Here is a 22,815-nt window from a genome sequence, read left to right on the forward strand (position 1 = left end):
GAGATACAAAAGAACCAGTTTGAGCGGATCTTTGAAAATGTATATCGTTGGCAGAAGAAATTATTTAGACCAATGATCAAAAACTTCATTGATGACTTTATTCTCGATAAAAATCATCTGCTACCACAGAGAGTCTATAAATAACAGTGCGTAAGTCCTAACATAATTAATTTATTTCCAGAATAAATTCTATATACAATAACAATCTTTAAAAATTTTTATTCTAAATATCATGAAGATCTTATTCGTGCTGATTGTGATTGCCCAATTAACAGGATGTGTATTTGGACAATCAAGTGAAGTTAAACGTGCTGAAAAAATTTTGCAGCGTTTCCAGTGTAAAAACGTGGAGACCAGTCAGCTTGCGACTTCCTCCATTACCAATTTTTATCAACAGACACTTGCCGCAAACAAGGACAAAGCCAGCACCTATATTGAACAGTATAAAAATGGCGAGGATCTGTTTGACATTCCACTCGATGAAGTTGTACAACAAAAGTACCAGCTCTATCTTCAGGCTTGTCAGGCGCTTGGCGGTGTTGCAGCATCACCTTTAATACCAGATTCAACTGAACAATGATAAATTACCCTGCCTGATGATTTTTTCTTCTCGGATGTGGCATGATTGAAAAACAACTTGGCTTAAAACATTATATTGCGCTTGGGATCATCGCCCTTGCCGTGGCAATTGCCAGCATACAGCCGCTTGAGCTTGAGTCCTATCTCCTGCATCAGGTGGGCACTGTGTTTATGCTGGTCGTGCTGATCATCAGCATGAAAAAAATAGGCATGCATTTTTTCAGTTTTTGTTTGTACCTGCTTTTTCTATTCATCCATATTGTTGCGGCCCATTATTTGTACTCCTATGTGCCTTACAATGAATGGTTAAAGTCCCTATTTCATTTTGACCTGAATCAGACAATGGGCTGGTCTCGGAACATGTATGATCGACTGGTGCATTTTGCTTATGGATTATTGCTTTACCCATTTTTTCTCCGTTGTTTTCAGGTCTGGTTTCCTACCGCAAAACCATTGACCTTGTTCCTGCTGGTGATCCAGTTTGTGATGGCTTCCAGTATGCTCTATGAGTTGCTCGAATGGGGACTATCCATTGGCTTGTCGCCTGAAGATGCGGAAAACTATAATGGACAGCAGGGAGATATGTGGGATGCACACAAGGATATGTTTCTGGCCACAATCGGATCAATCCTTACAGGGCTGCTCTATTTAGGCAGAAGCAAAAGAAAAGCACCTTAAACAGGTGCTTTTCTTTGATCAGGACAAATTGATTAAAACTTAGGATCACGCATCTGAACCAAGGTGCTGTTTGCCTTGGCGAGGCTATCAGCGATTTTACCCATCACCGTTGGAATCAGGGTCTCAGCCATTTGTGCCGCCTGCAAACCCAGTTTTTCACCAAATGTAGGGCGTTTGCGGGTATTGATCACATAGACATCATGTTGTGACAAAAGACTGAGTAAATATTCATCCGAGGTCTGTAATTTATCCACCAGATTTAATGCACGTGCATCTTCACCATACCAGTGCTCACCTGTTGCAACCTTTTCAACGTTGAGTTGTGGGCGGTATTTTTCAATAAAGTGCTTAAACAGCACGTGGGTCTGCTGTAATTCCTCTTCAAACTTGGCCTTACCCTCAGCAGTATTTTCACCAAACATGGTTACGGTGCGTTTATATTGACCAGCAGTGTACAGTTCAAAGTCCACATTATGCTGTTTCAATAAACGGTTAAAGTTCGGCACCTGTGCAACCACACCAATTGAACCCACCACGGCAAACGGTGCTGAAACAATTTCATTGGCAATACATGCCATCATGTAGCCGCCACTGGCAGCAACCTTATCAACACAAATCGTCACATGAAAACCCGCATCACGTAAACGAACCAATTGAGCCGCAGCCAAACCATAGCCATGCACCATTCCACCTGCGCTTTCCAGACGTACAATCACACGGTCATGTCCAGCTTTGGCGGTTGCCAAAATTAGGGTAATCTCTTCACGCAGGGTATCGACCGCAGAGGCCTGAATATCACCCTTGAAATCTAAAACGAAGATTTTCTGGTCATTTTTCTTACGAACCTTGGCTTCTTTAGCAAGCTGCTGAACCAGTTGTAATAATTCCAAACGGGATGCTGTTGTTTGCGCAATTTTTTTTCTTTGTTCATTCACACGCGCATTTAAATGGCTAATACGAATTTCAGCAGGAAATTTAGGTAAATGGAATAACATAAAGTAAGTGCTCTTGAGTTCGTCTTTATGCCTCTAAGATGTGGTCTGTTCAATAAAAATTCAATAGCGTTTTTGCAAAATAGATTCATTTTCATCTGTATCATAAAAAAAGAGCCCGTAGGCCCTTTGATATATACGGGATGGTATCAACCAAAACGCCCTGTAATATAGGCTTCAGTCAATTGATGGTCAGGCTGAGTAAACACTTTCTCAGTCGAGTTGACTTCAATCAGGTCACCCAGATGGAAATAAGCGGTACGATCAGACACACGCGCTGCCTGTTGCATGGAGTGGGTCACGATTGCAATAGTGAATTGCTCTGAAAGCTCTGAAATAAGCTCCTCGATCTTAGCTGTTGCGATTGGATCTAATGCCGAACACGGTTCATCCATCAAAATCACTTCAGGGCTGACCGCAATGGTACGCGCAATACATAAACGCTGTTGCTGGCCGCCAGACAAACCTGTTCCTGGCTGGCTTAATCGGTCTTTGACTTCATCCCACAGACCTGCTTTACGCAGACTATTTTCAACAATTTCTTCCAGATCATATTTGTCACGTGCCAGGCCATGCAATTTCGGGCCATAGGCAACATTGTCAAAAATTGATTTTGGAAATGGGTTTGGCTTCTGGAACACCATCCCTACCTGTGCGCGCAGCAATACCACGTCAAGGTTAGGATCATAGATGTCCTGATTATCCAGTGTCACCTTACCTGTCACACGACAGCTATCAATCGTATCATTCATACGGTTTAAGGTACGCAGGAATGTTGATTTACCACAACCCGATGGACCAATGAACGCAATCACTTCATTCTGGTAAATATCCAGGTCAATACCCTTGATTGCTTCAGTTTCACCATAATAAACATGAACATCCTTGGTACTGATTTTCACTTCACTGGTTTTTGGCTTTTTATTTGAAGAAGCCGTTTCAAACTGAGAGACAAATGCAGTATTTGATTGCTGAACTTGCGCTTCAGATGACGTAAATTCTGTTTGTTGTGGATTCACTGATTTATCCTTTTCTACGGCGTTCATAATATCAATCGTATTCATTGTACTCTCCTCTATTACCAACGCACTTCAAATTTCTTACGGAGCCAGATTGCAAGGCTGTTTAAACCAATCAAGAGGGCAAGCAACACAATAATCGCTGCCGCGGTACGCCCCTCAAAGAAATTGCGCAATTCATTACCCTGCCATAAATACACCTGTACTGGCAATGCGGTTGCCTGTTCCAATGGTGTGGTCGGAATGCTGGCAACGAAAGCACTCATACCAATCAACAATAATGGTGCAGTCTCACCCAGCGCATGTGCAATCCCAATGATTGCACCAGTCATAATCCCTGGCAATGCAAGTGGCAATACATGATGAAAAACGGTTTGAACTTTTGATGCACCAAGACCCAGAGCAGCCTGACGAATCGATGGTGGCACCGCTTTTAATGAGGCGCGCGTGGTAATAATCACGGTAGGCAAGGTCATAAGACTCAGTACCAAACCACCCACCAGTGGCGCAGATAAAGGCAACTGCATCCAGCCAATAAAGATTGCCGCACCCAGCAGACCGAACACAATCGATGGAACTGCTGCCAGGTTGTTGATGTTCACTTCAATGATGTCGGTCATCATGTTCTTTGGCGCGAACTCTTCAAGATAGATTGCACTCGCCACTCCAATTGGAATCGAGATGATGATGACAATCAGCATCATGAACAATGAACCCATGAATGCCCCAGCCAAACCACTGCTCGCAGGTGAACTGCGTGAATCTGGGCTAAAGAACAGATTGGTATTGAACGTATTGGCAATAATCCCCTCTGCCTTTAACTTATCTGCAAGCTGGCGCACTTCTGGCTCAAGCTGTTGCTGGTCATCAGGCAGGTTACGGTCAATATTTCCAGCTAGCCAGACATCCACATTGGCATCAGCCAGAAACTTAATCTCCTGCTTGCTTCCAATCAGGGCTGGATTTGCTAACACCATGTCACGTAAACGGTACGCTTCAGAACTGGTGTACAAGCCACTTAAATAATCACGCTGATCTTCAAGCGATTTATCTTTTGAAACGATGCCATTCACGATCAGGGCATCCCAGTCCACCATACCCATTTCAGTTTGCCAGGCCACCATTCGCTCTTCAAACTGCGCGGGGGTTTCACCTGCCGTCTGCTTTGGTTTTGCACCAACATTAATAATCGCTGGGTCAAAATAAACTGGAACAGTTATGCTGCTTTGCCAGAAAGATGGCAGACCTTTTGCCAGAATACTACCAAACAGCAAGGCAACAAATGCAAGGCCAATCACCACTGCCGAGAAGCCAGCAAAACGGAACGCCTTTTCTTTGCGGTGGCGCTTTGCCAAAGAACTTTGGATTTTTCTTTTGCGCTGTTCACGTTGTTCAGCAGCCACTTGTGGATCAAATACGTTCTGATCCAGAGGAGATGTATTTGATGAACTCATTCGTATTGCTCACGATATTTGCGCACGATGTACAGTGCAATAATGTTTAAACCCAAAGTAATTACAAACAAAGTCAGACCTAGGGCAAATGCAACTAAAGCTTGCGGACTTGCAAAATCTGTATCGCCTGTCAATTGCTTAACGATTGTTACGGTAACTGTAGACACGGCTTCTAAAGGATTCGCATGCAGTAATGGGCTATTCCCAGCGGCTAAGACCACGATCATCGTCTCACCAACTGCACGAGAAACGGCAAGTAAAAAAGCACCTGTGATACCTGGTAAAGCGGCTGGGAGAACAACTTGACGAATTGTTTCAGATTTTGTCGCACCCAAACCTAGCGAACCATCTCGCAATGCACGAGGTACTTGCGTAATAATGTCGTCGGATAAAGATGAGACAAATGGGATGATCATAATTCCCATGACAAAACCAGCAGTTAATGCACTTGTTGCGTTGATGTTCACACCGATGCTTTCACCGACCATCTTAAAGAATGGGCCAATCACCATGAGTGCAAACACACCGTAAACAATCGTCGGAATACCCGCTAGAACTTCAATTGTTGGTTTAGCCCAAGAACGTAAGCGAGAGGAAGCGTATTCCGCTAAATAAATCGCAATCATCAAGCCCACAGGTACAGCAACGAGTAGTGCTATACCACTCACCATCAAAGTCCCCCAAATTAATGGGAGAATACCGTAGCTACCTTCGGCATTACCTGTGGTACTAAAGCCAGGGTTCCACTCTGTTCCGAAGAAGAAATCAACAGGACTTACAAATTTGAAAAAGTGTAATGCTTCACTAAGCATTGAAAGAACGATACCAACAGTTGTAAGAATCGCTACCCCAGAACAAAGGATCAAAGCAACATTGATAGCTTTTTCAACTTGGTTACGGGCACGATATTGTTGACTTACATGACGTTTAGCCCAAACAAGACCCGCCAATGCAGCACTAATCACTACTGCAAATTTTGCAAATGAACCAATCGTTTGGAATTTTGCTAACTGCTGTGCAGCAGCAACTTCATAAGCAGCGGCTTGATCAGTTACCCCGAATCCTGAAGCAATTGCTTTAACACGATCAATAAGAACATCACGACCAGCTTCATCTAAAGTTGAGCTAATCGATGAAGGAATATTATTAAAAATAATATGTTGTAAAACGCTTGGTTCAACCAAGTTCCAAATCATCAAAATTAAAAAAGCAGGAATACCACACCACAAAGCAACTAAAGCCCCGTAATAAACTGGACGTGAATGTAGTGTTACTGAGTTATTTCCCTTACCTGCTAGGTTACGGCTTTTACTCAGCCCAATTTGATATGCAATTGCCACAAGGGCTAATAACACACCGATAAGTAGCAGATTCATGTAATCTCCACGTTTTCTCAATTTTCATGATTTGAAAAAACTTAGTTAGACAAAAAAGGCTGATGAACCTAAGTCGCACCAGCCTCCCTTTTAACAATATTACTTAACTGTTTTACCCGCTTTGAAATCAGCTAGAACTGTTGCACGTTCTTTATCGCTTAGAGGAATCAGGCCAGCTTTTTCCAGTTTAGAACCTTTACCAGAAATTTTCTTGTTAAGGAAAAACTCTGGATACTGAGCTAAACCTTTGATTGATTTTAAGTGTTCGCCTTTCACATAGAAGTAAAGTGCACGAGATACTGGATATTGACCACTTAAAACAGTTTTCTCAGAAGGTAATACACCATTTACTGTTGCAACACGTAATTTATCGCGGTTTTGATCATAGAAACCTAAACCAAATACGCCTACTGCATTAGGAGAAGTTTTTAAACGAGCTAGTGTTTCAGTGTAATCACCTGCAATTTCAATCACACGACCATCTTTACGGAAGTTTGAACATGCTTTTTTCTGTTCTTCTTTATCTAAATTTTTGAAATAAGCAAATGATTCACAACCCGCTTCAACCATTTTTTCTTGGAACACTTCACGCGTACCATGGTTTGTTGCTGGAATAACTAAGGTAATCGGTTCATTTGGTAAGTCATCATCAATTTGGTTCCATCGTGTATATGGGTTTGGAACCAATTTACCACCTGAAGGAAGCTGTGCAGCCAATGCAGTAAATACATGTGCTGGATCTAAGTTATAAGCACCCTTTCGTGAGTTAGACGCAAATACAATACCGTCATAACCAATTTTGATTTCTTGCACTTGATTTACGCCTGCTTTTTTACATGCAGCAAGCTCTGAATCTTTGATTTTACGTGAAGCATTTGCAATATCGATGGTATTATCACCAACACCTTGACAGAATTGCTTTAAACCACCTGAAGTACCACCCGAACCAACAACGGGTGCCTTGAATTGTGGGAAAGTATTACCAAACTCTTCTGCAACGATACTTGCATAAGGCAACACAGTGGATGAGCCAGCAATTTGAATCGTATCACGAGCTGCATTTGCAGTCGTTACTACGGTTGCCCCAGATACAGCTAATGCAATTGCGATGTGACGTGGATTTAAGCGCATTCGATTTACTCTCATTGATGCAATTTGATTTACAACGCTCTGAATGAAGTGTTGTACTTTGTTTAATTGCATTTTGAGTGGATAATATGACAATTAGGTGACAACTTTATGACGCTTTTATGATGTTAATAACTGTAAGGTAGACAAGAGCATTATTGGCTATTTTTTAACTCATTATCTACAGTTTTATAATCACCTTGTTTCTAATGATTTATAGCAAAATGATTAAAAACAACTCATTACAGATCGAATATAAAAAAGACCGCCTAAGCGATCTTCTTTTCTACATAACACCCGATTAATCAATCGGCGGTGTATAGGTACCATCTGCAATCGAATCCTTAATACGATCGGCTTCTGCCAACACAAGTGCAAGCAAGTTTTGAACGTTTTCAAGCGTTGCAACTGGGCTTAAAGTGGTCATTTTCAATGATTGAACATTACCCACTTTGGTTACACCGATATTCGCTTCACCACGTGCAAACAATTCATCTGCCACGTTCTGGTTCAAGCTATCAACAAAATCAGTTGGATAACCTTCTGGCACCACACGGAACAGGACTGAGGCGAATTGTGGTTCAACCAACAATTCAAGACCCGCTGTTGCTTTAATATAATCTGCAACTTCACGTGTTAATTTCACACCATGGTCAATCATTGAACCATAAAGCTCTTCGCCTAATGCTTCAACTGTCATCCACAATTTCAATGCATCAAAACGACGAGTCGTTTGTAAAGATTTAGACACAAGGTTAGGTACACCATGTTCTTCATCATAAGCAGAGTTTAAGTACTCCGCTTCATAATGCATAAAGCGATAGTTTGCTTCGTCTTTCAACAGGAAAGCGCCACAGCTAATGCTTTGGAAATAATGCTTATGGAAATCAAGTGTGATTGAGTCTGACAATTCAATTCCATCAAGCATTGCACGATGATCATTTGAAAGAATCAGCGCACCACCCCAAGCAGCATCAATATGCATCCACGAACCAAATTTATTGGTAATTTCACGGATTTTCTTGAGTGGATCAATTGCACCAGCATCTGTCGTACCCGCTGTTGCAACAACACACGCGACGATTTTGCCTTCAGACTGAAGATGTGCCATGGTTTTTTCGAGTGCATCGACATCCATTTGCGCATTATCATTGACAGGAACAGTCACGACTGACTGGAAGCCCATCCCCATCATTGCCATGTTCTTTTGCACAGAGAAGTGTGCATTTTCAGAACAAATGACTTTGACGTTTTTCATTGCTTCTGCTGGAATACCATCACGCTGAACCGACCATGGCTTACCATTTTCGTCTTTCCAGTTTTTCGAGATACACCAGTCACGTGCAAGCAATACACCCATCAAGTTTGACTGTGTACCACCCGAAGTGAACACACCTGCTTGACCTGCACCATAGCCCACTTTTTGACGTAACCAATCAATAAGCTGAACTTCCATCAATGAACCTGCTGGGCTTTGATCCCATGAATCCATAGATTGGTTCGTTGCATTGATTAACACTTCCGCAATTTGGCTCATCACCATCGTTGGGCAATGCAAATGTGCAAGTGAGTGCGGATGATGTACTTTTAAACTTTTGTTGAGGAAAAGCTCAATCATACGTTGTAATGATTGTTGTACACCTAAACCTTCTTTCGATGGATGAAAAGAAATTGCTGCTCGCAAATCTTTAATGCTTCCACCTGTGTACATTTTATCATTTTGCAACCATGCTGAAACGGCTTTAACCGCTTCGCCCATTGCTGACTGATAGTCAGCAATGGATTGTGCATCATTGCAGAGTAACGCTTTACGATGTTCTGCAAAATCAACCATGGATTAGCCTCGTACTGCTTTTAAAGCTTCTGCAATCGCTTTTTTGAAGCGTGCAACTACTTCAACACATTCGTCTTGATTGATGATAAGTGGGCAAAGTAAACGAATTACCGTACCGTTACGACCACCTTTCTCGAGTAAAAGTTTATTGTTGAAACAAGCTGTTTGAATTGCCGCAGCTAATTGTGCATCAGCAGGAAGTGAACCCATATGGTCAGCTGGTTTACGTTCATCAACAATTTCAACGCCGATCATCAAACCACGACCGCGGACATTACCGATACATGGGAATTCTTGAGCTAACTTTTTGAATTCAGCTTGTAAGAAGTCACCACGCTCTTGCGCATTTTTAGCTAGGTTTTGTTCAGAAATAGTTTTTAGAACCATTAAACCTGTACCCATTGCCAACTGGTTGCCACGGAAAGTACCCGTGTGACCTGCTGGCTGCCAAGCATCAAACTTACGCTTAATACCAAGCACTGCTAATGGTAAACCACCACCTACAGCTTTTGACATCACCACAACATCAGGCTCGATACCTGCATGTTCAAAGGCAAACATTTTACCTGAACGTGCAAAACCAGCTTGAACTTCGTCCAAAATTAAAACGATGTTGTGCTTTTCAGTCACTTCACGAATTTTTTGTAACCACTTAACAGGTGCAGTTACGACACCGCCTTCACCTTGAATTGCTTCAAGAATCACAGCAGCAGGTTTCGTTACACCACTTTCAACATCTTCGATGAAATTTTCAAAGAAGTAAGTCAAAGCATCAACACCCGCTTCACCACCTAAACCAAGTGGGCAACGATATTCATGTGGATAAGGCATAAACTGAACGCCAGGCATAAGACCATTCACGGCATTTTTAGCACTCAGGTTACCTGTCATCGACAGTGAACCATGAGTCATACCGTGGTATCCACCTGAAAAACTGATCACTGAGCTACGACCTGTATAGGTTTTTGCCAGTTTGATGGCTGCCTCAGTTGCATCTGCACCAGATGGTCCACAGAACTGTAAGCAATATTCTTCTTTACCGCCTGGCAAGTAAGCCAAAAGTGCTTCAGTAAAAGCATCTTTTAAAGGAGTCGTTAAGTCTAAAGTATGCAAAGGCAAGCCACTTGCCAATGTATCTTGAATACTTTGAATCACCGCAGGATGATTATGACCTAAAGCCAATGTTCCTGCCCCAGCTAAACAGTCGAGGTATTGAGTACCCTCAACATCTGTAACCCAGCAGCCCTGTGCTTTCGCTATCGCTAACGGTAATTTACGTGGATAACTACGAACATTTGATTCCATCTGACTTTGGCGAGTCAAATAATATTCGTTGGATGCATTAGCGGCAGGGTTTACGGAAGTAACGCTCATATCGAATTACCATCTCTGATATGGGTAAAAGAAATAAGTCTGGTGACTTGCGGTCGTTTGACTCGGTGCTTTTTAGAATCTAGTGCAGACAAAATGTTTTATGTCTTTCAACTAGGTGCGAGATGATACCTAATTTTGAAAGAAAATAAACACTTTTTATGCCTGACATTCATCTAATATTATTGAAAAAATGTTTCTTTCAATTAACTATGATGAATTATCATCATACTATGTGACAAGTGAAAGAAAGTATGCTTTTTTTATTTGCAGTTTGTATTTTAGATAAATGGTCAAACACTTTTAACTAACACATTATTTTTTAATCAGTTTTATTTATTTTTCTGTTGCAAAACCACCCTAATCCATTACAAAGACACCACAAAATATGCAAAAGTTCGCCATCCGTTGTTTCTAATATCAGACTTGTAAAAATAAATGTTTAATACCAAATTTTAAGGAATTTTTTATGCGTACTTTAGCACTTGCAACATTAATGATCGGAGCTGCACTTAGCCCAAGCCTTTTTGCTCATGAGACTGAAAACTTGAACTATAATATTGTGAATATCCAAGCAGATGCAGCACGCCAAGTTGCGAATGACGAAATGCGTGCAGTTCTCTATATTGAGAAAAGCCACAAGCAACCTGCTGAGCTTTCGAATCAAATCAATCAACTGATGAATCAGGCACAGGCGATTTCGCGTAAATATTCACAGGTCAAGGTCGAAACTGGTGCGCAAAGTACCTACCCTGTTTATGACAATGACAGCAGCAAGTTAAAGGAATGGCGTGCCCGTGCTGAAATTCAGCTTGAAAGTAAGGACTTTAAGGCGGCAAGCCAGTTGATTAGCGAGTTGCAGCAAAGCTTCCAGACCCAATCCATCAATTTCACCGTATCGGATGAACAGCGCAAGAAAGTTGAAAATGAGTTGATGATTGAGGCATCTAGAAACTTCCAGCAACGTGCACAGGCGATTACTCAGGCATGGAATAAAACCCAATATAATCTGGTCAGTTTAAACCTGAATACCAGCAACTATTTCCCACAACCAATGATGCGGGGTGGCATGGCAAAATTTGCGATGGCGGAAGCTGCACCAGCACAGGACATGGCGGCAGGTGAATCCAAAATCACGGTTAGCGCCAATGGGTCGATTCAGTTTAAATAAAATCGTAGGAGCGTATCGCATACGCTCTCCTAACATTTATTTTTTTAACGGCAAGGCATATTTAAAAATACGTCCGACAACTTCGCTAAATTGCTTTACAAAGCTGGCATTGTTGTAATTCAAACCATATTTTTTACAAACCGCTTCAACTTTCGGTGCAATTTGGCGATAACGGCGTGCAGGAATATCTGGGAACAAATGATGTTCAATTTGATGGCTCAAATGTCCTGTCAAAATATGAAATGCTTCCGAGCCAGTCAAATTGGATGAACCACGAATCTGGCGCATGTACCAATGCCCACGACTTTCATCTTGCAGCACTGTTTTTGGGAATACTTCTGCATCTTTGGTAAAGTGACCACAGAAAATAATGCTGAATGTCCAGATATTACGAATGCCATTGGCGACCAGATTTCCTGTAAACACAGGAATGGCTGATGGCCCTGCAATCAATGGAAAAAACACATAATCTTTAAACAGTTGCTTGGCGATTTTCTTTTGCACAGGTTTCCATTCCTGCTTAAATTCGTCCATGGTCTTACGCTTGTAGACAACTTTACCTAATTCAAGATTTTGAATCGCAACACCCCATTGGAACAATAGGCTAAATGGCACGATATAAATTGGTTGAATTAAAGTAAATTTAGTCCAACGTTGTTCTGGAAATAAACGAAATACCCCATAACCGACATCATCATCCATTCCCTTAACATTGGTATAAGTATGATGCTTATAATTATGAGTTTGACGCCAGTTATCCGAGGTACCCACTGTATCCCACTCATAGGTTTGACCATTAAATTTAGGGTCATTCATCCAGTCATACTGCCCATGCATGACATTATGGCCCAATTCCATATTTTCCATGATTTTGGCAAAACCAAGTAAACCTGTACCCAATAGCCATGCAGGCGGAAACCATCCAGCAAACAACAAGGTACGACCTAAGAAACTACTATAGCGGACTGATGAATAAACACGGCGAATGTATTTGGCATCTTTTTCGCCCAAATCGTCCAGCACCTCCTGCTTGATTTGATCCAGTTCCCTGGCAAAAGCAGCCAGTTCGGCTTCGGTTAAATTACGATTTTTAGGATTTTGAAAAAATTGATATTTTACAGGCATATTCATATTGTCATTCTCGCTTATAGATCAATCACAAGATCAGATTGAGCTGAATTTACGCAAATCTTGAGTAACTGGCTTGGCTCGTGGTTTGCTGAACCATTGAGCAAGTTTTTGGTCGCGCCTTGTACCTTGGTGCAGGCACACTTATTACAGATTCCCATACGGCAACCATGCTTTGGCTTGATCCCCTGATGTTCCAAACTGCTTAGAATCGACTGGCCTTTTGGAATGGCGATGGTCTTGTTGGATTGTGTCAATGTGACATTGATAAAACCCGTATCAGTTGCATCGGTATCAAACTGGCTTAGATTAAAGGCTTCGGTCTGGATTGAGGCGGCATGCTTAAACAATGTTTCCGCAGTTGCTGCAAAGCCTGATGGGCCGCAGGCATAAACTGTGGTTTCATTTAAAGATTTAAGTTGATTAACGTGAGACTGGTTTAAGCGTTGATCCTCTTGCTGTGTATAAAAAATCTGATAAGTAAAATTCGGAAAGTTTTCAGCAACCTCTTTTAGGTACTCAGCATAAGCCGCATCTTCATGCGTTTTCACCCAATACATCAATTGCACAAATATGGCTTTAAGCTGTCTGGACTGACAGAAAGCCTCAATCAAGCTCAGCATTGGTGTAATGCCACTACCTGCTGCAAGTAACAATAGCCTTGGTGTTTGAACCTGCTGCTGCATTTCACCATAAGGCTGTCCCAAACGCAGAATATCACCTGTTTGACTTTGATCAACCAACCAAGAACTGACCAGACCTTGATCAACTTTTTTCACCGTTAGGCAGAGATGGTCTGCATCGACCTGCATCAGGCTATAGGTTCTTTCGTAATGACGACCTGCAATTTCCACCGTCACAGGATGATGCTGACCTGCAACACCACGTTGCACATGGCGGTTACATTGCAATATCAGGCTCACCATATCCTTTGCCACAATTTGTTTTTTTACGACTTTAGCAAGTGGTTGATTCATCGACCATAAGGGGTTGATTTTCTGTAACCAAAAATTGGCATCATGACTGTTCATGACGCTTTGAGCCATTGAGTTAAACAGGGAAGCCCTCTTTTCGATTGCTTGCATGCGCAGTTACTCTAATTGTTTTCTTAATTATTATACATATGTATATTTATTTGTATATACACTTGTATATTTATTCAAAAAGAATTGTAAACAGGATTTTTTACAAAATGTTTACCATAAAATGAAAGGTGCGCAGTCAAGGGCAGTGTCTTGCAGACATGCAGCTTTCCCTGTTTCCCACAGTGGAAAGCAGCCCCGATTGATTTACATTTCACAAGCCCATCGACAATCGCTATAATCCCAAGCAGCTTATTTATATTTTGAAAATGATGGTTCATTCTTCTGTTTTACCACCCAGTCCCAAACCAGCAACAGATGAACAGGATCTTATTGCCATAAAATCTCCTGTACGTTCGGTTGGCCGAAAAGCCACCATTACCAAAGAAGAGTTATTTCAAGCCACTCTGAACCTAATTGGCCCACAAAAGAGCATCTCTTCCCTGAGTTTAAGGGAAATCGCGCGTGAGGCGGGCATTGCACCCAATAGTTTTTATCGTCATTTTAGGGACATTGATGAACTCGCAATCGCCCTGATTGATCGGGCAGGCTTGGTACTGCGTAAAATCATTCGTGAAGCACGCCTACAGGCGGTATTGCAACATAGTATTATCCGCAGTTCAGTCGAAGTTTTTATTCAGCTTCTGGATGCGGATGAAGGTTATTTGGGCTTATTGTTACGTGAAAGCTATACGGGTTCAACTTCCTATAAAGAGGCTGTAGACCGCCAGCTTTCATTCTTCCAGCAAGAGTTGCACGAAGACCTGATTCGTCTGGAACAGATCAACAATAACAGTCACATGCCCCATGCGGATATTGCCGCTAAAGCCATCACCCAACTGGTGTTTAACATGGGTGCGAAAGTGATTGACCTGTCTGCTGAACAACGGATTGAAGTCGCAGAACAAACCATGCTCATGATCCGTATGATCCTGACAGGTGCCCGCCATTTAACAGAAGAACCGCTCTAGTTTTATGTTTCCGTGTGGTGCAGCCCTTATTAGTACCACACTCAATCGACCCACTTACATTTCTTCCCACATTCCCTTCTTTGTATTTCGCACAGTATTCAAACTGATACAAAAGCAGTCAAAATCTAAACATTCAGGCGTATTCAACGGCGTAAAATAGTTATCGAAATAAATGATTTTGATCCATTTTCATGCTTATTAAAATTGAAATGAGGTAACTATGAGTTCTTCAGCAGCGAAAGCTTTAAAAGTTTATACACGTAATAATTTAGATGACTCCATTAAAGAAGCAACGGTCAAAATATTAAATCAACTACTTGCAGATCTTATTGATTTGTCCTTGCTCACCAAGCAGGCCCACTGGAATATGCGTGGTAGCAACTTTATTGCCGTGCATGAAATGCTGGATATGTTCCGTACTTCGTTGATTACCCATCTGGACAATGTGGCTGAACGTGCGGTACAAATTGGCGGTACCGCATTGGGAACGACCCAGACCGTAGCGCAAACATCGCATTTAAAACCGTATCCTGTGGAAATCCATGCGGTACAGGATCATTTAAAAGAACTTGCCGATCGGTATGGCGTGGTGGCAAACCATTTACGTGACACGATTGATGAGATTCAGGACCCGATTTCTGAAGACATTATCCATGCTGCCCTGGAAGACCTGGATCAATATTTATGGTTCCTTGAAGCCAATATCGAACAAAAGTAATTTCTGTTCAGCAATAGAAAAACGAGGGTCAAATGATCCTCGTTTTTTTATTGCATGGTGATGATTTAAGGTTTGACCACCACCAACACCTGAATCGCTTCTGGGGTCACAGAAAGTCCATCAAGTAGTCCTAAACCTTCTTTTTGGAATTTCTGTAAACGCTCAATTTCATCTTGGCGAATACTTGGATTGAATTGCTTCAGATAAGTTAAACGGTCAATTTCATATTGCCATTTACTACTGTAGTGCTCTTTCGCTTGTTGCATCAATTCAGGCAAAGAGGTTTTGGCAATATCTAAAGCTTGTGCGTAACGCTCTTCAATTACATTGCGGCGTGCTTTCACCACCTGACGACAGCTATTGCCATCCAGATGATGCAAATATGGACGTAAAATGCCTGGATCAATCTTGGCAGACAAGTCCTGACCATTTTCACTCAGCAACACACGAATCAACTGTTTTGGCAGGCTTGATGGCAGGTTCAAGGCTTTTGGTGCAACCACATCCACCTTAAACCACACTTCCAGTAACACCGAACCTTGCTTTAATGCATTTGATTTCAGCAAAGCCACATTGGTACTGCCAAATGACTGTGTACGGATCATTTCCATGACACTTTCAATAAATGGATGTTCCAGTGTCAGATATTGTGCATCTTCACGGATTTGCGCCTGATCACGATAGAATGTCGCGGTCATACCCTCTTCGTCTAGAGTTAAACCCTGCACCTGCATCTGGTCGGTTGGCTTGATGATGACCGTACCATTGCTTTGCTCATCAAAGTCAATATTGGTCGATGACATAAAACGCTTTACGAACATTGGTAAAGTCGTATTGTCATCATAATCCTCAAGCGCCTGTACAATGCCCTGCGCCACCACTGGACGACAAGAATTGTACTCAAGCAAACGGTCACGACCTGCCTGTAGTTCTGCTTCCAGAGCCTGACGCTGTACATTGACTTCTTCAAGCAAGTCTTCAAAGGTTTGCCCTTGATCTGCCAATAAGCAGTCTTTCAGTTCAACGATAAAGTTCTCTTGTAGCGTTTGAGCAGTTGGAGAAATATTGCTGAAAATATTCAGTGCTTCGTTATACCAGCGGAACATACGCTCCTGCGCTGTACCGATCAAATATGGCACGTGAATTTGAATGCGGTTTTCCTGGCCAATACGGTCCAGACGGCCAATACGTTGTTCAAGTACGTCAGGGTTTGCAGGTAAATCAAATAAGATCAAGTCACTGGCAAACTGGAAGTTACGTCCTTCTGAACCAATTTCCGAACAGAGAAGAATCTGAGCGCCATAACTGTCTTCGGCAAAATATGCGGCAGCTTGGTCACGCTCTAATAAGCTCATGCCCTCATGGAACATTGCTGTACGAATGCCCGCATGTAAACGTAGGGCATTTTCTAAAGCTTCAACGACAGGTCCACTACGTGCGATCAACAATACTTTTTTGTGCTTGAGATCTTTACGCAGCACTTCCATCAACCAAGGCACACGAGGATCGGTTTCCATCCAAGAACCATCAAGCTGCCCCTCTTCTGGCCACATCTGCTCACGCATTTTGCCATCAAATGACCAGTCTTCTGGGGCTGGTAAAGGCGCTGGCTGGCAATCACGACCTGGGAAACCTTGAATCGCTTCACGTGTGTTACGGAACAGGATACGACCTGTACCATGACGATCCAATAATTCATGAATCGCACGCATACGTTGTTCAGGCTGATCATCAATACGATGACCCAACAAGCCCTCAAGTGCAGCTAAATGCTCTTCTGTTAAAGCCTCATCTGACATCAATACTTCTGCAATTTTCGCAGTTTGCTGGTATTGCTCTTCCTCATCAATGAAACGGTCAAGGCTGCTAAAACGTTGCGGATCAAGCAGGCGTAAACGGGCAAAATGACTTTCTACACCCAGTTGCTCTGGGGTTGCAGTGAGAAGCAACACACCCGCTGTTTGTTCTGCCAGTTCTTCAACCAGATCATAACGATCATTACCGCCCTCTTCCTCACTCCACATCAAATGATGGGCTTCATCAACCACCAGCAAGTCAAAACCTGCTTCCAAAGCCTGTTCACGCAGGTCTTCATGGTCAACCATCAAATCAACACTGGCAATAATACATTGTTCAGTTAAAAAAGGATTGAGATCAGGATCGTGTTCTTTGATCGAAGCAGTACGTGTTAAATCGAAAAGAGAAAATTGCAAATTGAAACGACGGCGCATTTCAATCATCCATTGATACTGCAATGAATCAGGCACTAAAATCAGGATACGTTCTGAACGGCCTGTCTTGAGTTGCTGGTGAATGATCAGGCCCGCTTCAATGGTTTTACCAAGCCCAACCTCATCCGCAAGAAGAACACGGGGCGCAAAGCGCTTACCCACCTCATGCGCGATATAAAGTTGGTGTGGAATCAGGCCAACACGTGCGCCGAGCAAACCACGTAATGGGCTGGTGTGCATTTGAGCCTGCAACAACATGGCCTCAATACGCAGGTCATACCATTCCTTATAATCGACCTGACTGGCCAACAGACGTTCTAAAGGTTTTGACAACTGGATTTGCGCACCAATACGGGTTTCATTCAGTGCCTTGCGTTCCTGTTCGCCATTTGCCAAAGTGCGAACCACATCGTAACGGAGCACGCCATGACGGTCTTCGATGGATTCAACAATCCACTTGATGCCTTCCTGATCCTGAACTTCATCATTCACATTGAAGATGATACGGGATAAAGGCGCATTATTGCGTGCATAGACACGGGTTTCATCACTTTTGGGGAATAAAATGCTGATAGAACGTTCATCTACATCAATAAGAACGCCTAAACCGAGTTCTGTTTCTGTATCTGATAACCAACGTTGACCAATAGCAAACTGCTGCAATTTTTCCACCTTTATCTCAAGTTAGCCTACATATTGTATTCCGTAGCCCTGATAGGGTTTAAGGTATTTTATGTAGTTTTCAACCATGTATTTTGACACAAAGCACCATCTAATAGCGTGCATCACATCATGATTTATTAAAAAGTTTTAGCAATTAAAACGGTACGGGACAGTCAAAACTGAGTTGTGTCCCTGTCTTCGGGTGAGCAAAACTTAACTGCGTTGCATGTAAACACAAACGGTCATAAAGCTGCTGCTGTTCTGGCGTGGCATATAAGGTGTCACCAAGAATTGGATGACCTAAATATTGCATATGCACACGAAGCTGATGGGAACGCCCTGTAATCGGGATGAGTTTAACGCGTGTTACCATTTGTCCCTGAATATCGAAGTGTTCAATGGCCTGCCATTCTGTTAAGGCTGGTTTGTGATGGGAATCATCCACAATATGCAATGGTGGGCGGCTTGGATCATAGATTACAGGGATATCAACGGTGCCCTGTCCCTCTAAATGGCCCGCAACCAATGCCTGATAGATTTTTGCGGTTTGACGATCCTGAAATTGACGGGAAATGGCGCTTTGTCCAAACCTGGATAGGCCAAAAACCAATATGCCCGAAGTATCACGGTCCAAACGGTGGATGAGTAAAGTTTTTGGTTCTAGTTTTAATAAACGATTAATCAAGCAATCTTGTAAATCAGGTGTTTTCCCTGGCACCGTCAGCAACCCTGCGGGTTTATGGATGACCATAAAATCTTCATCACGATGAATCAAATGTTCACTTAGAAAATCACTCAAAGTAGCCTTCCAACGACTGGATGAAAACAAGCGGGCAATCATAAAAAGCTTAGACTAGAAATACAATGAAAAAATCGATTTAATTCTAATTTTTTATTCCATATCTAAAAAACACCACAACAATAGTCATGGTGTTTCCTGATATCTGAAATTACGCAGAAGCTTTCATTTCAGCAAATGTTTCTTTTGCAGCTTGAATTGTCTCTGCAATGTCTTGATCAGAGTGTACTGAAGAAATAAAACCTGCCTCAAAAGCCGATGGTGCAAGGTACACACCACGCTTTAACATACCGTGGAAGAATTTTTTAAATGCTTCAACATCACAGGCCAACATCGAATCAAAGCTGGTAATGTCCTCTTGATCGGTGAAATAAAGGCCGAACATACCACCCACCTGCTGGGTTTTAAATGGAATGCCTGCCTCATCTGCCGCCGTCTGTAATCCTGCAAGCAATTTCGCTAACTGTGCCGAAAGCTTGTCATAAAATTCAGGTTCACGAAGATGCTTGAACATGGCAATCCCTGCACGCATTGCCAATGGATTACCTGACAATGTACCTGCTTGATAAACACCGCCTAAAGGTGCGATACATTCCATGATTTCGCGTTTACCACCAAATGCGCCCACAGGTAGCCCCGCACCAATAATCTTACCCAGTGTCACCAGATCAGGCTTCACATTATACAGGGTGTGTGCCCCGCCTAGAGCAACACGGAAACCTGTCATCACTTCATCAATAATAAATACGGATTTGTATTCATCACAGACATCACGAATGGCCTGTAAAAATCCATTAATTGGTGTAACCAGATTCATGTTGCCTGCCACTGGTTCAATAATTACCCCAGCAATCTCATGACCAAACTTGGCAAAACATTCTTTCAAGGCTTCAATATTGTTATATGGTAGCGTTAAAGTATGTTTGGCAAAATCGGCAGGTACCCCTTTAGATGTCGGCTCACCCTCACCCAAAGTAAGTAAACCTGAACCTGCTTTAACTAATAACGAATCTGAATGGCCATGATAGCAGCCTTCAAATTTTACAATCTTGTCACGACCTGTGTAACCACGCGCCAGGCGAATCGCTGTCATGGTCGCTTCAGTTCCTGAACTGGTCATACGAACCAATTCAATCGCTGGCATGATCTCGCAAATGGTGTCTGCCAAAGTCGTTTCATATACTGTTGGTGCGCCAAAGCTTAAACCATCCTCAGCTGCAGTTTGTACCGCCAGAATAATATCAGGATGGGCGTGACCTAAAATCATTGGTCCCCATGAACCGACATAATCTACATAGCGTTTGCCATCGACATCCCACAAGTATGCCCCTTTTGCCTTTTCAATAAAGACAGGCGTACCACCAACACCGTTAAATGCACGTACAGGTGAATTGACCCCACCTGGAATATGTTTATTTGCTTGTTTAAATAACTGTTCTTGCTTTGGAGATAAACTCATAAAAGACTCAACCTAGAATCGAAGAATAAAATGTCGAAACGATGCAAAAAATTATGCAAATAACTTTGCCCATGCATTTACACGAGCAGGAATTTCAGCTGTTGACCGTCCTAATATATCACTAATTACCGCACAAAGGCTTGCTCCTGCCTCAATGACCACTTGGGAATTTTCAACGGTCAAACCACCAATGGCACATATTGGTACTTTAAACTTCTGCTTTGCTTGTTGAATGACTTCAACTCCAACATTACCTGCTTCAGGTTTAGTTGAAGTGGCATAGACTGCGCCAAATGCAACATAAGTTGCACCTTCAGCAATTGCCTTTTCAGCTAGTTCTAAGCTGTTTAAGCAAGTTCGCCCAATAATCGCCCCCTGTGGTAGACATGCGGCCGCATCAATAATTTCGCCATCAGATTGTCCGAGATGAACACCCAAACCAAATTGTTCTGCCAGCGATAAATCATCATTAATCACAAATGGAACCTGATATTTTTCACACAGGATCTTAATCTGCTCCACTTCAAGCGGCTGATCGGCTTTTGCGATTTTTTTACGACGATACTGCAAAATGGCAATATGTCCTGTTGCCAACGCAAGCTGTAGTTTTTCTAGTAATAATTGGATTGGATCATCATTGGTAATCAGGTAGAGACCGTGCATAAGAAAAGACTCATAAATTTTATCGAACAAGTATAGATCATGAAAATATCATCGGCCATCCCTACATATTTACCTTTATTATGAATATCAACATTATAAATTCCAGTATTTATAAAAAAGCCGCACTGGAGATGCGGCTAAAAGTGTTATGACTATATAATGAGATTACGGGATAAATAAAATTAATAATCGTAAACTTCATCCCAAGTAATGGTCTTGTTAATCACCTGTTTTCCATCACTAGATGCTTGATACATCAAAGTTTTGGCATCATTATTTGCGATTAAGATTGAATAGTTTTTGTCATTGGTTGTATCAACCACTTTCAACTGACCATCGTAGGCATCTGAGTCTTCATCATTAGATTTATATCTAAAAGGATTGATGGTATTGAATTTAGCTGAATAATCTCCAATTTCACTGCCTTTAACCTTAAATATACCCTCAGAACTTAAAGAATATGCCCCATTGCTTCCCTCTTCCTGGAAGCTAGTTTTAAATGCGCTGAGATTATATTCCACTGTCCTTGATTTTTTATTATCGTCAATTTCTGTTGAAACCACTTTCAAGTTGTTGGTTTCAATGGTACCGCTTGTATCATTTGCCGTGCTGGTTACTTTAAGTGCACCATTTACCAAACTGCTTTCCCCATCATCATAACTGATTTTGAAGTCTACATATTGATATTGATTTGTTGAAAGGTTAATGACACCTGAAACCGCAGTATCATCATCAAATAAACCCCTACAATTATTAAAGGTAATTTTATCGCTTGTTTTTACATAGTTGCCTTGAGAACAAGGCGTACCCTCTACAGCCTCATCAGCGCCATAGACCAATGCATCAACAAAACCAAAATTAACAAAGGTACTTAAAGCAGAGTGTGTAATTGTATTGACCGTCTTTTCAAGGCCCCAATTGGCGGTAGTCGTTTCAGTTGGTTTATTTTTATCATCAATTTCTTGCTTTATATTATCAATGACATCATCTGAACCACCACAACCTCCCAATAATAAAGTACCCAAGACCGCAGCAGCTGCCATTTTATATTTCATGATATTCTCCTTACTTCACAATATGATTAGTGTTAGAGAAAAGCACTATTGTGTCTATTCCTCAAATGAGGAGTAGACAGGATCTTTTTTTAATATTTAGATAAAATTATGGATTATCCTAGATGGATATCCTTAACCTAATTTTATTTTGGCAATAATTGAAACCCAATTATTAAATGACGCATGCCGTCATGAACTCCTGCCGTGCCTGTGCCCTCACACTTAATTATTTCTAAATGACGTATGCCGTCATGAACAGATGACAATTGAAGAATTATCTAATTTTACGTTTCTAAATGACGTATGCCGTCATGAACTGAAAAATGCAATGCGTAAAAATGGAATGGCATTTCTAAATGACGTATGCCGTCATGAACAAAATGATCGCTACGGAACGTGGCAATCTTCCTTTCTAAATGACGTATGCCGTCATGAACGTAAACA

General features: G+C 41.9%; 19 protein-coding genes, 1 pseudogene and 1 CRISPR repeat array. Of the genes and pseudogenes, 6 read left to right on the forward strand and 14 right to left on the reverse strand.

From position 1 onward, the window contains the following. The 3 genes and pseudogenes from F988_RS15025 to F988_RS04380 form a co-directional block, all read left to right on the forward strand. A pseudogene (locus F988_RS15025) lies at nt 1-144 on the forward strand (IS701 family transposase); the annotation flags it as partial. An 88-nt stretch (nt 145-232) separates the two neighbouring features. Further along, complete coding sequence (locus F988_RS04375) at nt 233-580, forward strand: hypothetical protein (protein ID WP_004681322.1); 348 nt, start codon at nt 233-235, stop codon at nt 578-580. Nucleotides 581-621: 41 nt separating this feature from the next. Continuing rightward, entirely contained in the window at nt 622-1,257 is a 636-nt protein-coding gene (locus F988_RS04380) for a DUF2238 domain-containing protein (protein WP_004681323.1), read from the forward strand. 32 nt (nt 1,258-1,289) lie between these two features. On the opposite strand, the gene sohB is transcribed toward F988_RS04380, so the two are convergent. From sohB to F988_RS04415, 7 genes are all read right to left on the reverse strand, one after another. After that, the gene (gene sohB / locus F988_RS04385) at nt 1,290-2,252 is read right to left on the reverse strand and encodes a protease SohB (RefSeq protein ID WP_004681324.1); all 963 of its coding nucleotides are present in this window, start codon (nt 2,250-2,252) and stop codon (nt 1,290-1,292) included. A gap of 146 nt (nt 2,253-2,398) precedes the next feature. Next, nucleotides 2,399-3,313 (reverse strand): phosphate ABC transporter ATP-binding protein PstB, encoded by a 915-nt coding sequence (gene pstB, locus F988_RS04390; protein ID WP_004681325.1) that lies wholly within the window; start codon nt 3,311-3,313, stop codon nt 2,399-2,401. Between the two features lie 14 nt (nt 3,314-3,327). Further along, nucleotides 3,328-4,722: a phosphate ABC transporter permease PstA gene (gene pstA / locus F988_RS04395; RefSeq protein ID WP_004681326.1), complete on the reverse strand. Its 1,395-nt coding sequence runs from the start codon at nt 4,720-4,722 to the stop codon at nt 3,328-3,330. Next, nucleotides 4,719-6,098 carry a phosphate ABC transporter permease subunit PstC gene (gene pstC / locus F988_RS04400; RefSeq protein WP_004681327.1) on the reverse strand — a complete coding sequence of 460 codons (1,380 nt, stop codon included), beginning with the start codon at nt 6,096-6,098 and terminating at the stop codon, nt 4,719-4,721. Before pstC ends, pstA begins: the two co-directional genes overlap by 4 nt. A 99-nt stretch (nt 6,099-6,197) precedes the next feature. After that, nucleotides 6,198-7,229, reverse strand: coding sequence for a substrate-binding domain-containing protein (locus tag F988_RS04405; protein ID WP_004681328.1), 1,032 nt, complete (start codon nt 7,227-7,229; stop codon nt 6,198-6,200). 298 nt (nt 7,230-7,527) lie between these two features. Continuing rightward, nucleotides 7,528-9,060: a pyridoxal phosphate-dependent decarboxylase family protein gene (locus F988_RS04410; protein ID WP_004681329.1), complete on the reverse strand. Its 1,533-nt coding sequence runs from the start codon at nt 9,058-9,060 to the stop codon at nt 7,528-7,530. Nucleotides 9,061-9,063: 3 nt separating this feature from the next. Next, nucleotides 9,064-10,434, reverse strand: a complete 1,371-nt coding sequence (locus tag F988_RS04415) for a diaminobutyrate--2-oxoglutarate transaminase (protein WP_004681332.1) — start codon at nt 10,432-10,434, stop codon at nt 9,064-9,066. Between the two features lie 466 nt (nt 10,435-10,900). Here F988_RS04415 and F988_RS04420 point away from each other — a divergent pair, with 466 nt between their 5' ends. Next, a complete protein-coding gene (locus F988_RS04420) occupies nt 10,901-11,602 on the forward strand; it encodes an SIMPL domain-containing protein (RefSeq protein ID WP_004681333.1) in 702 nt (233 codons plus the stop codon). A 36-nt stretch (nt 11,603-11,638) separates the two neighbouring features. On the opposite strand, the gene F988_RS04425 is transcribed toward F988_RS04420, so the two are convergent. Continuing rightward, nucleotides 11,639-12,733 carry a fatty acid desaturase family protein gene (locus F988_RS04425; protein ID WP_004681335.1) on the reverse strand — a complete coding sequence of 365 codons (1,095 nt, stop codon included), beginning with the start codon at nt 12,731-12,733 and terminating at the stop codon, nt 11,639-11,641. Nucleotides 12,734-12,747: 14 nt separating this feature from the next. After that, entirely contained in the window at nt 12,748-13,815 is a 1,068-nt protein-coding gene (locus tag F988_RS04430) for a ferredoxin reductase (RefSeq protein ID WP_004681336.1), read from the reverse strand. Between the two features lie 269 nt (nt 13,816-14,084). Between F988_RS04430 and fabR the strand changes: the two genes are divergently transcribed. Both fabR and dps read left to right on the forward strand, forming a co-directional pair. After that, on the forward strand, nt 14,085-14,783 hold the full coding sequence (gene fabR, locus F988_RS04440) for an HTH-type transcriptional repressor FabR (protein ID WP_004675899.1): 699 nt from the start codon (nt 14,085-14,087) through the stop codon (nt 14,781-14,783). Between the two features lie 220 nt (nt 14,784-15,003). Further along, nucleotides 15,004-15,501, forward strand: a complete 498-nt coding sequence (gene dps, locus F988_RS04445) for a DNA starvation/stationary phase protection protein Dps (protein ID WP_004681339.1) — start codon at nt 15,004-15,006, stop codon at nt 15,499-15,501. A 65-nt stretch (nt 15,502-15,566) separates the two neighbouring features. Here the strand turns inward: dps and rapA are convergent, their stop codons facing one another. From rapA to F988_RS04470, 5 genes are all read right to left on the reverse strand, one after another. Further along, entirely contained in the window at nt 15,567-18,404 is a 2,838-nt protein-coding gene (rapA, locus tag F988_RS04450; RefSeq protein ID WP_004681341.1) for an RNA polymerase-associated protein RapA, read from the reverse strand. A 145-nt stretch (nt 18,405-18,549) separates the two neighbouring features. Further along, the gene (locus F988_RS04455) at nt 18,550-19,194 is read right to left on the reverse strand and encodes an RluA family pseudouridine synthase (RefSeq protein ID WP_010589397.1); all 645 of its coding nucleotides are present in this window, start codon (nt 19,192-19,194) and stop codon (nt 18,550-18,552) included. A 151-nt stretch (nt 19,195-19,345) separates the two neighbouring features. Beyond that, nucleotides 19,346-20,653: a glutamate-1-semialdehyde 2,1-aminomutase gene (gene hemL, locus F988_RS04460; RefSeq protein WP_004681343.1), complete on the reverse strand. Its 1,308-nt coding sequence runs from the start codon at nt 20,651-20,653 to the stop codon at nt 19,346-19,348. 51 nt (nt 20,654-20,704) lie between these two features. Further along, nucleotides 20,705-21,316, reverse strand: a complete 612-nt coding sequence (gene thiE / locus F988_RS04465; RefSeq protein WP_004681344.1) for a thiamine phosphate synthase — start codon at nt 21,314-21,316, stop codon at nt 20,705-20,707. 182 nt (nt 21,317-21,498) lie between these two features. Continuing rightward, the gene (locus F988_RS04470) at nt 21,499-22,371 is read right to left on the reverse strand and encodes a hypothetical protein (RefSeq protein WP_004681346.1); all 873 of its coding nucleotides are present in this window, start codon (nt 22,369-22,371) and stop codon (nt 21,499-21,501) included. Nucleotides 22,372-22,540: 169 nt separating this feature from the next. Continuing rightward, a CRISPR array of direct repeats spans nt 22,541-22,808; the repeat unit is 28 nt; unit sequence TTTCTAAATGACGTATGCCGTCATGAAC. The last annotated feature ends 7 nt before the right edge of the window (nt 22,809-22,815 follow it).

Origin of the sequence: Acinetobacter parvus DSM 16617 = CIP 108168 (genome assembly GCF_000368025.1) — a bacterium.
Classification (GTDB): domain Bacteria; phylum Pseudomonadota; class Gammaproteobacteria; order Pseudomonadales; family Moraxellaceae; genus Acinetobacter; species Acinetobacter parvus.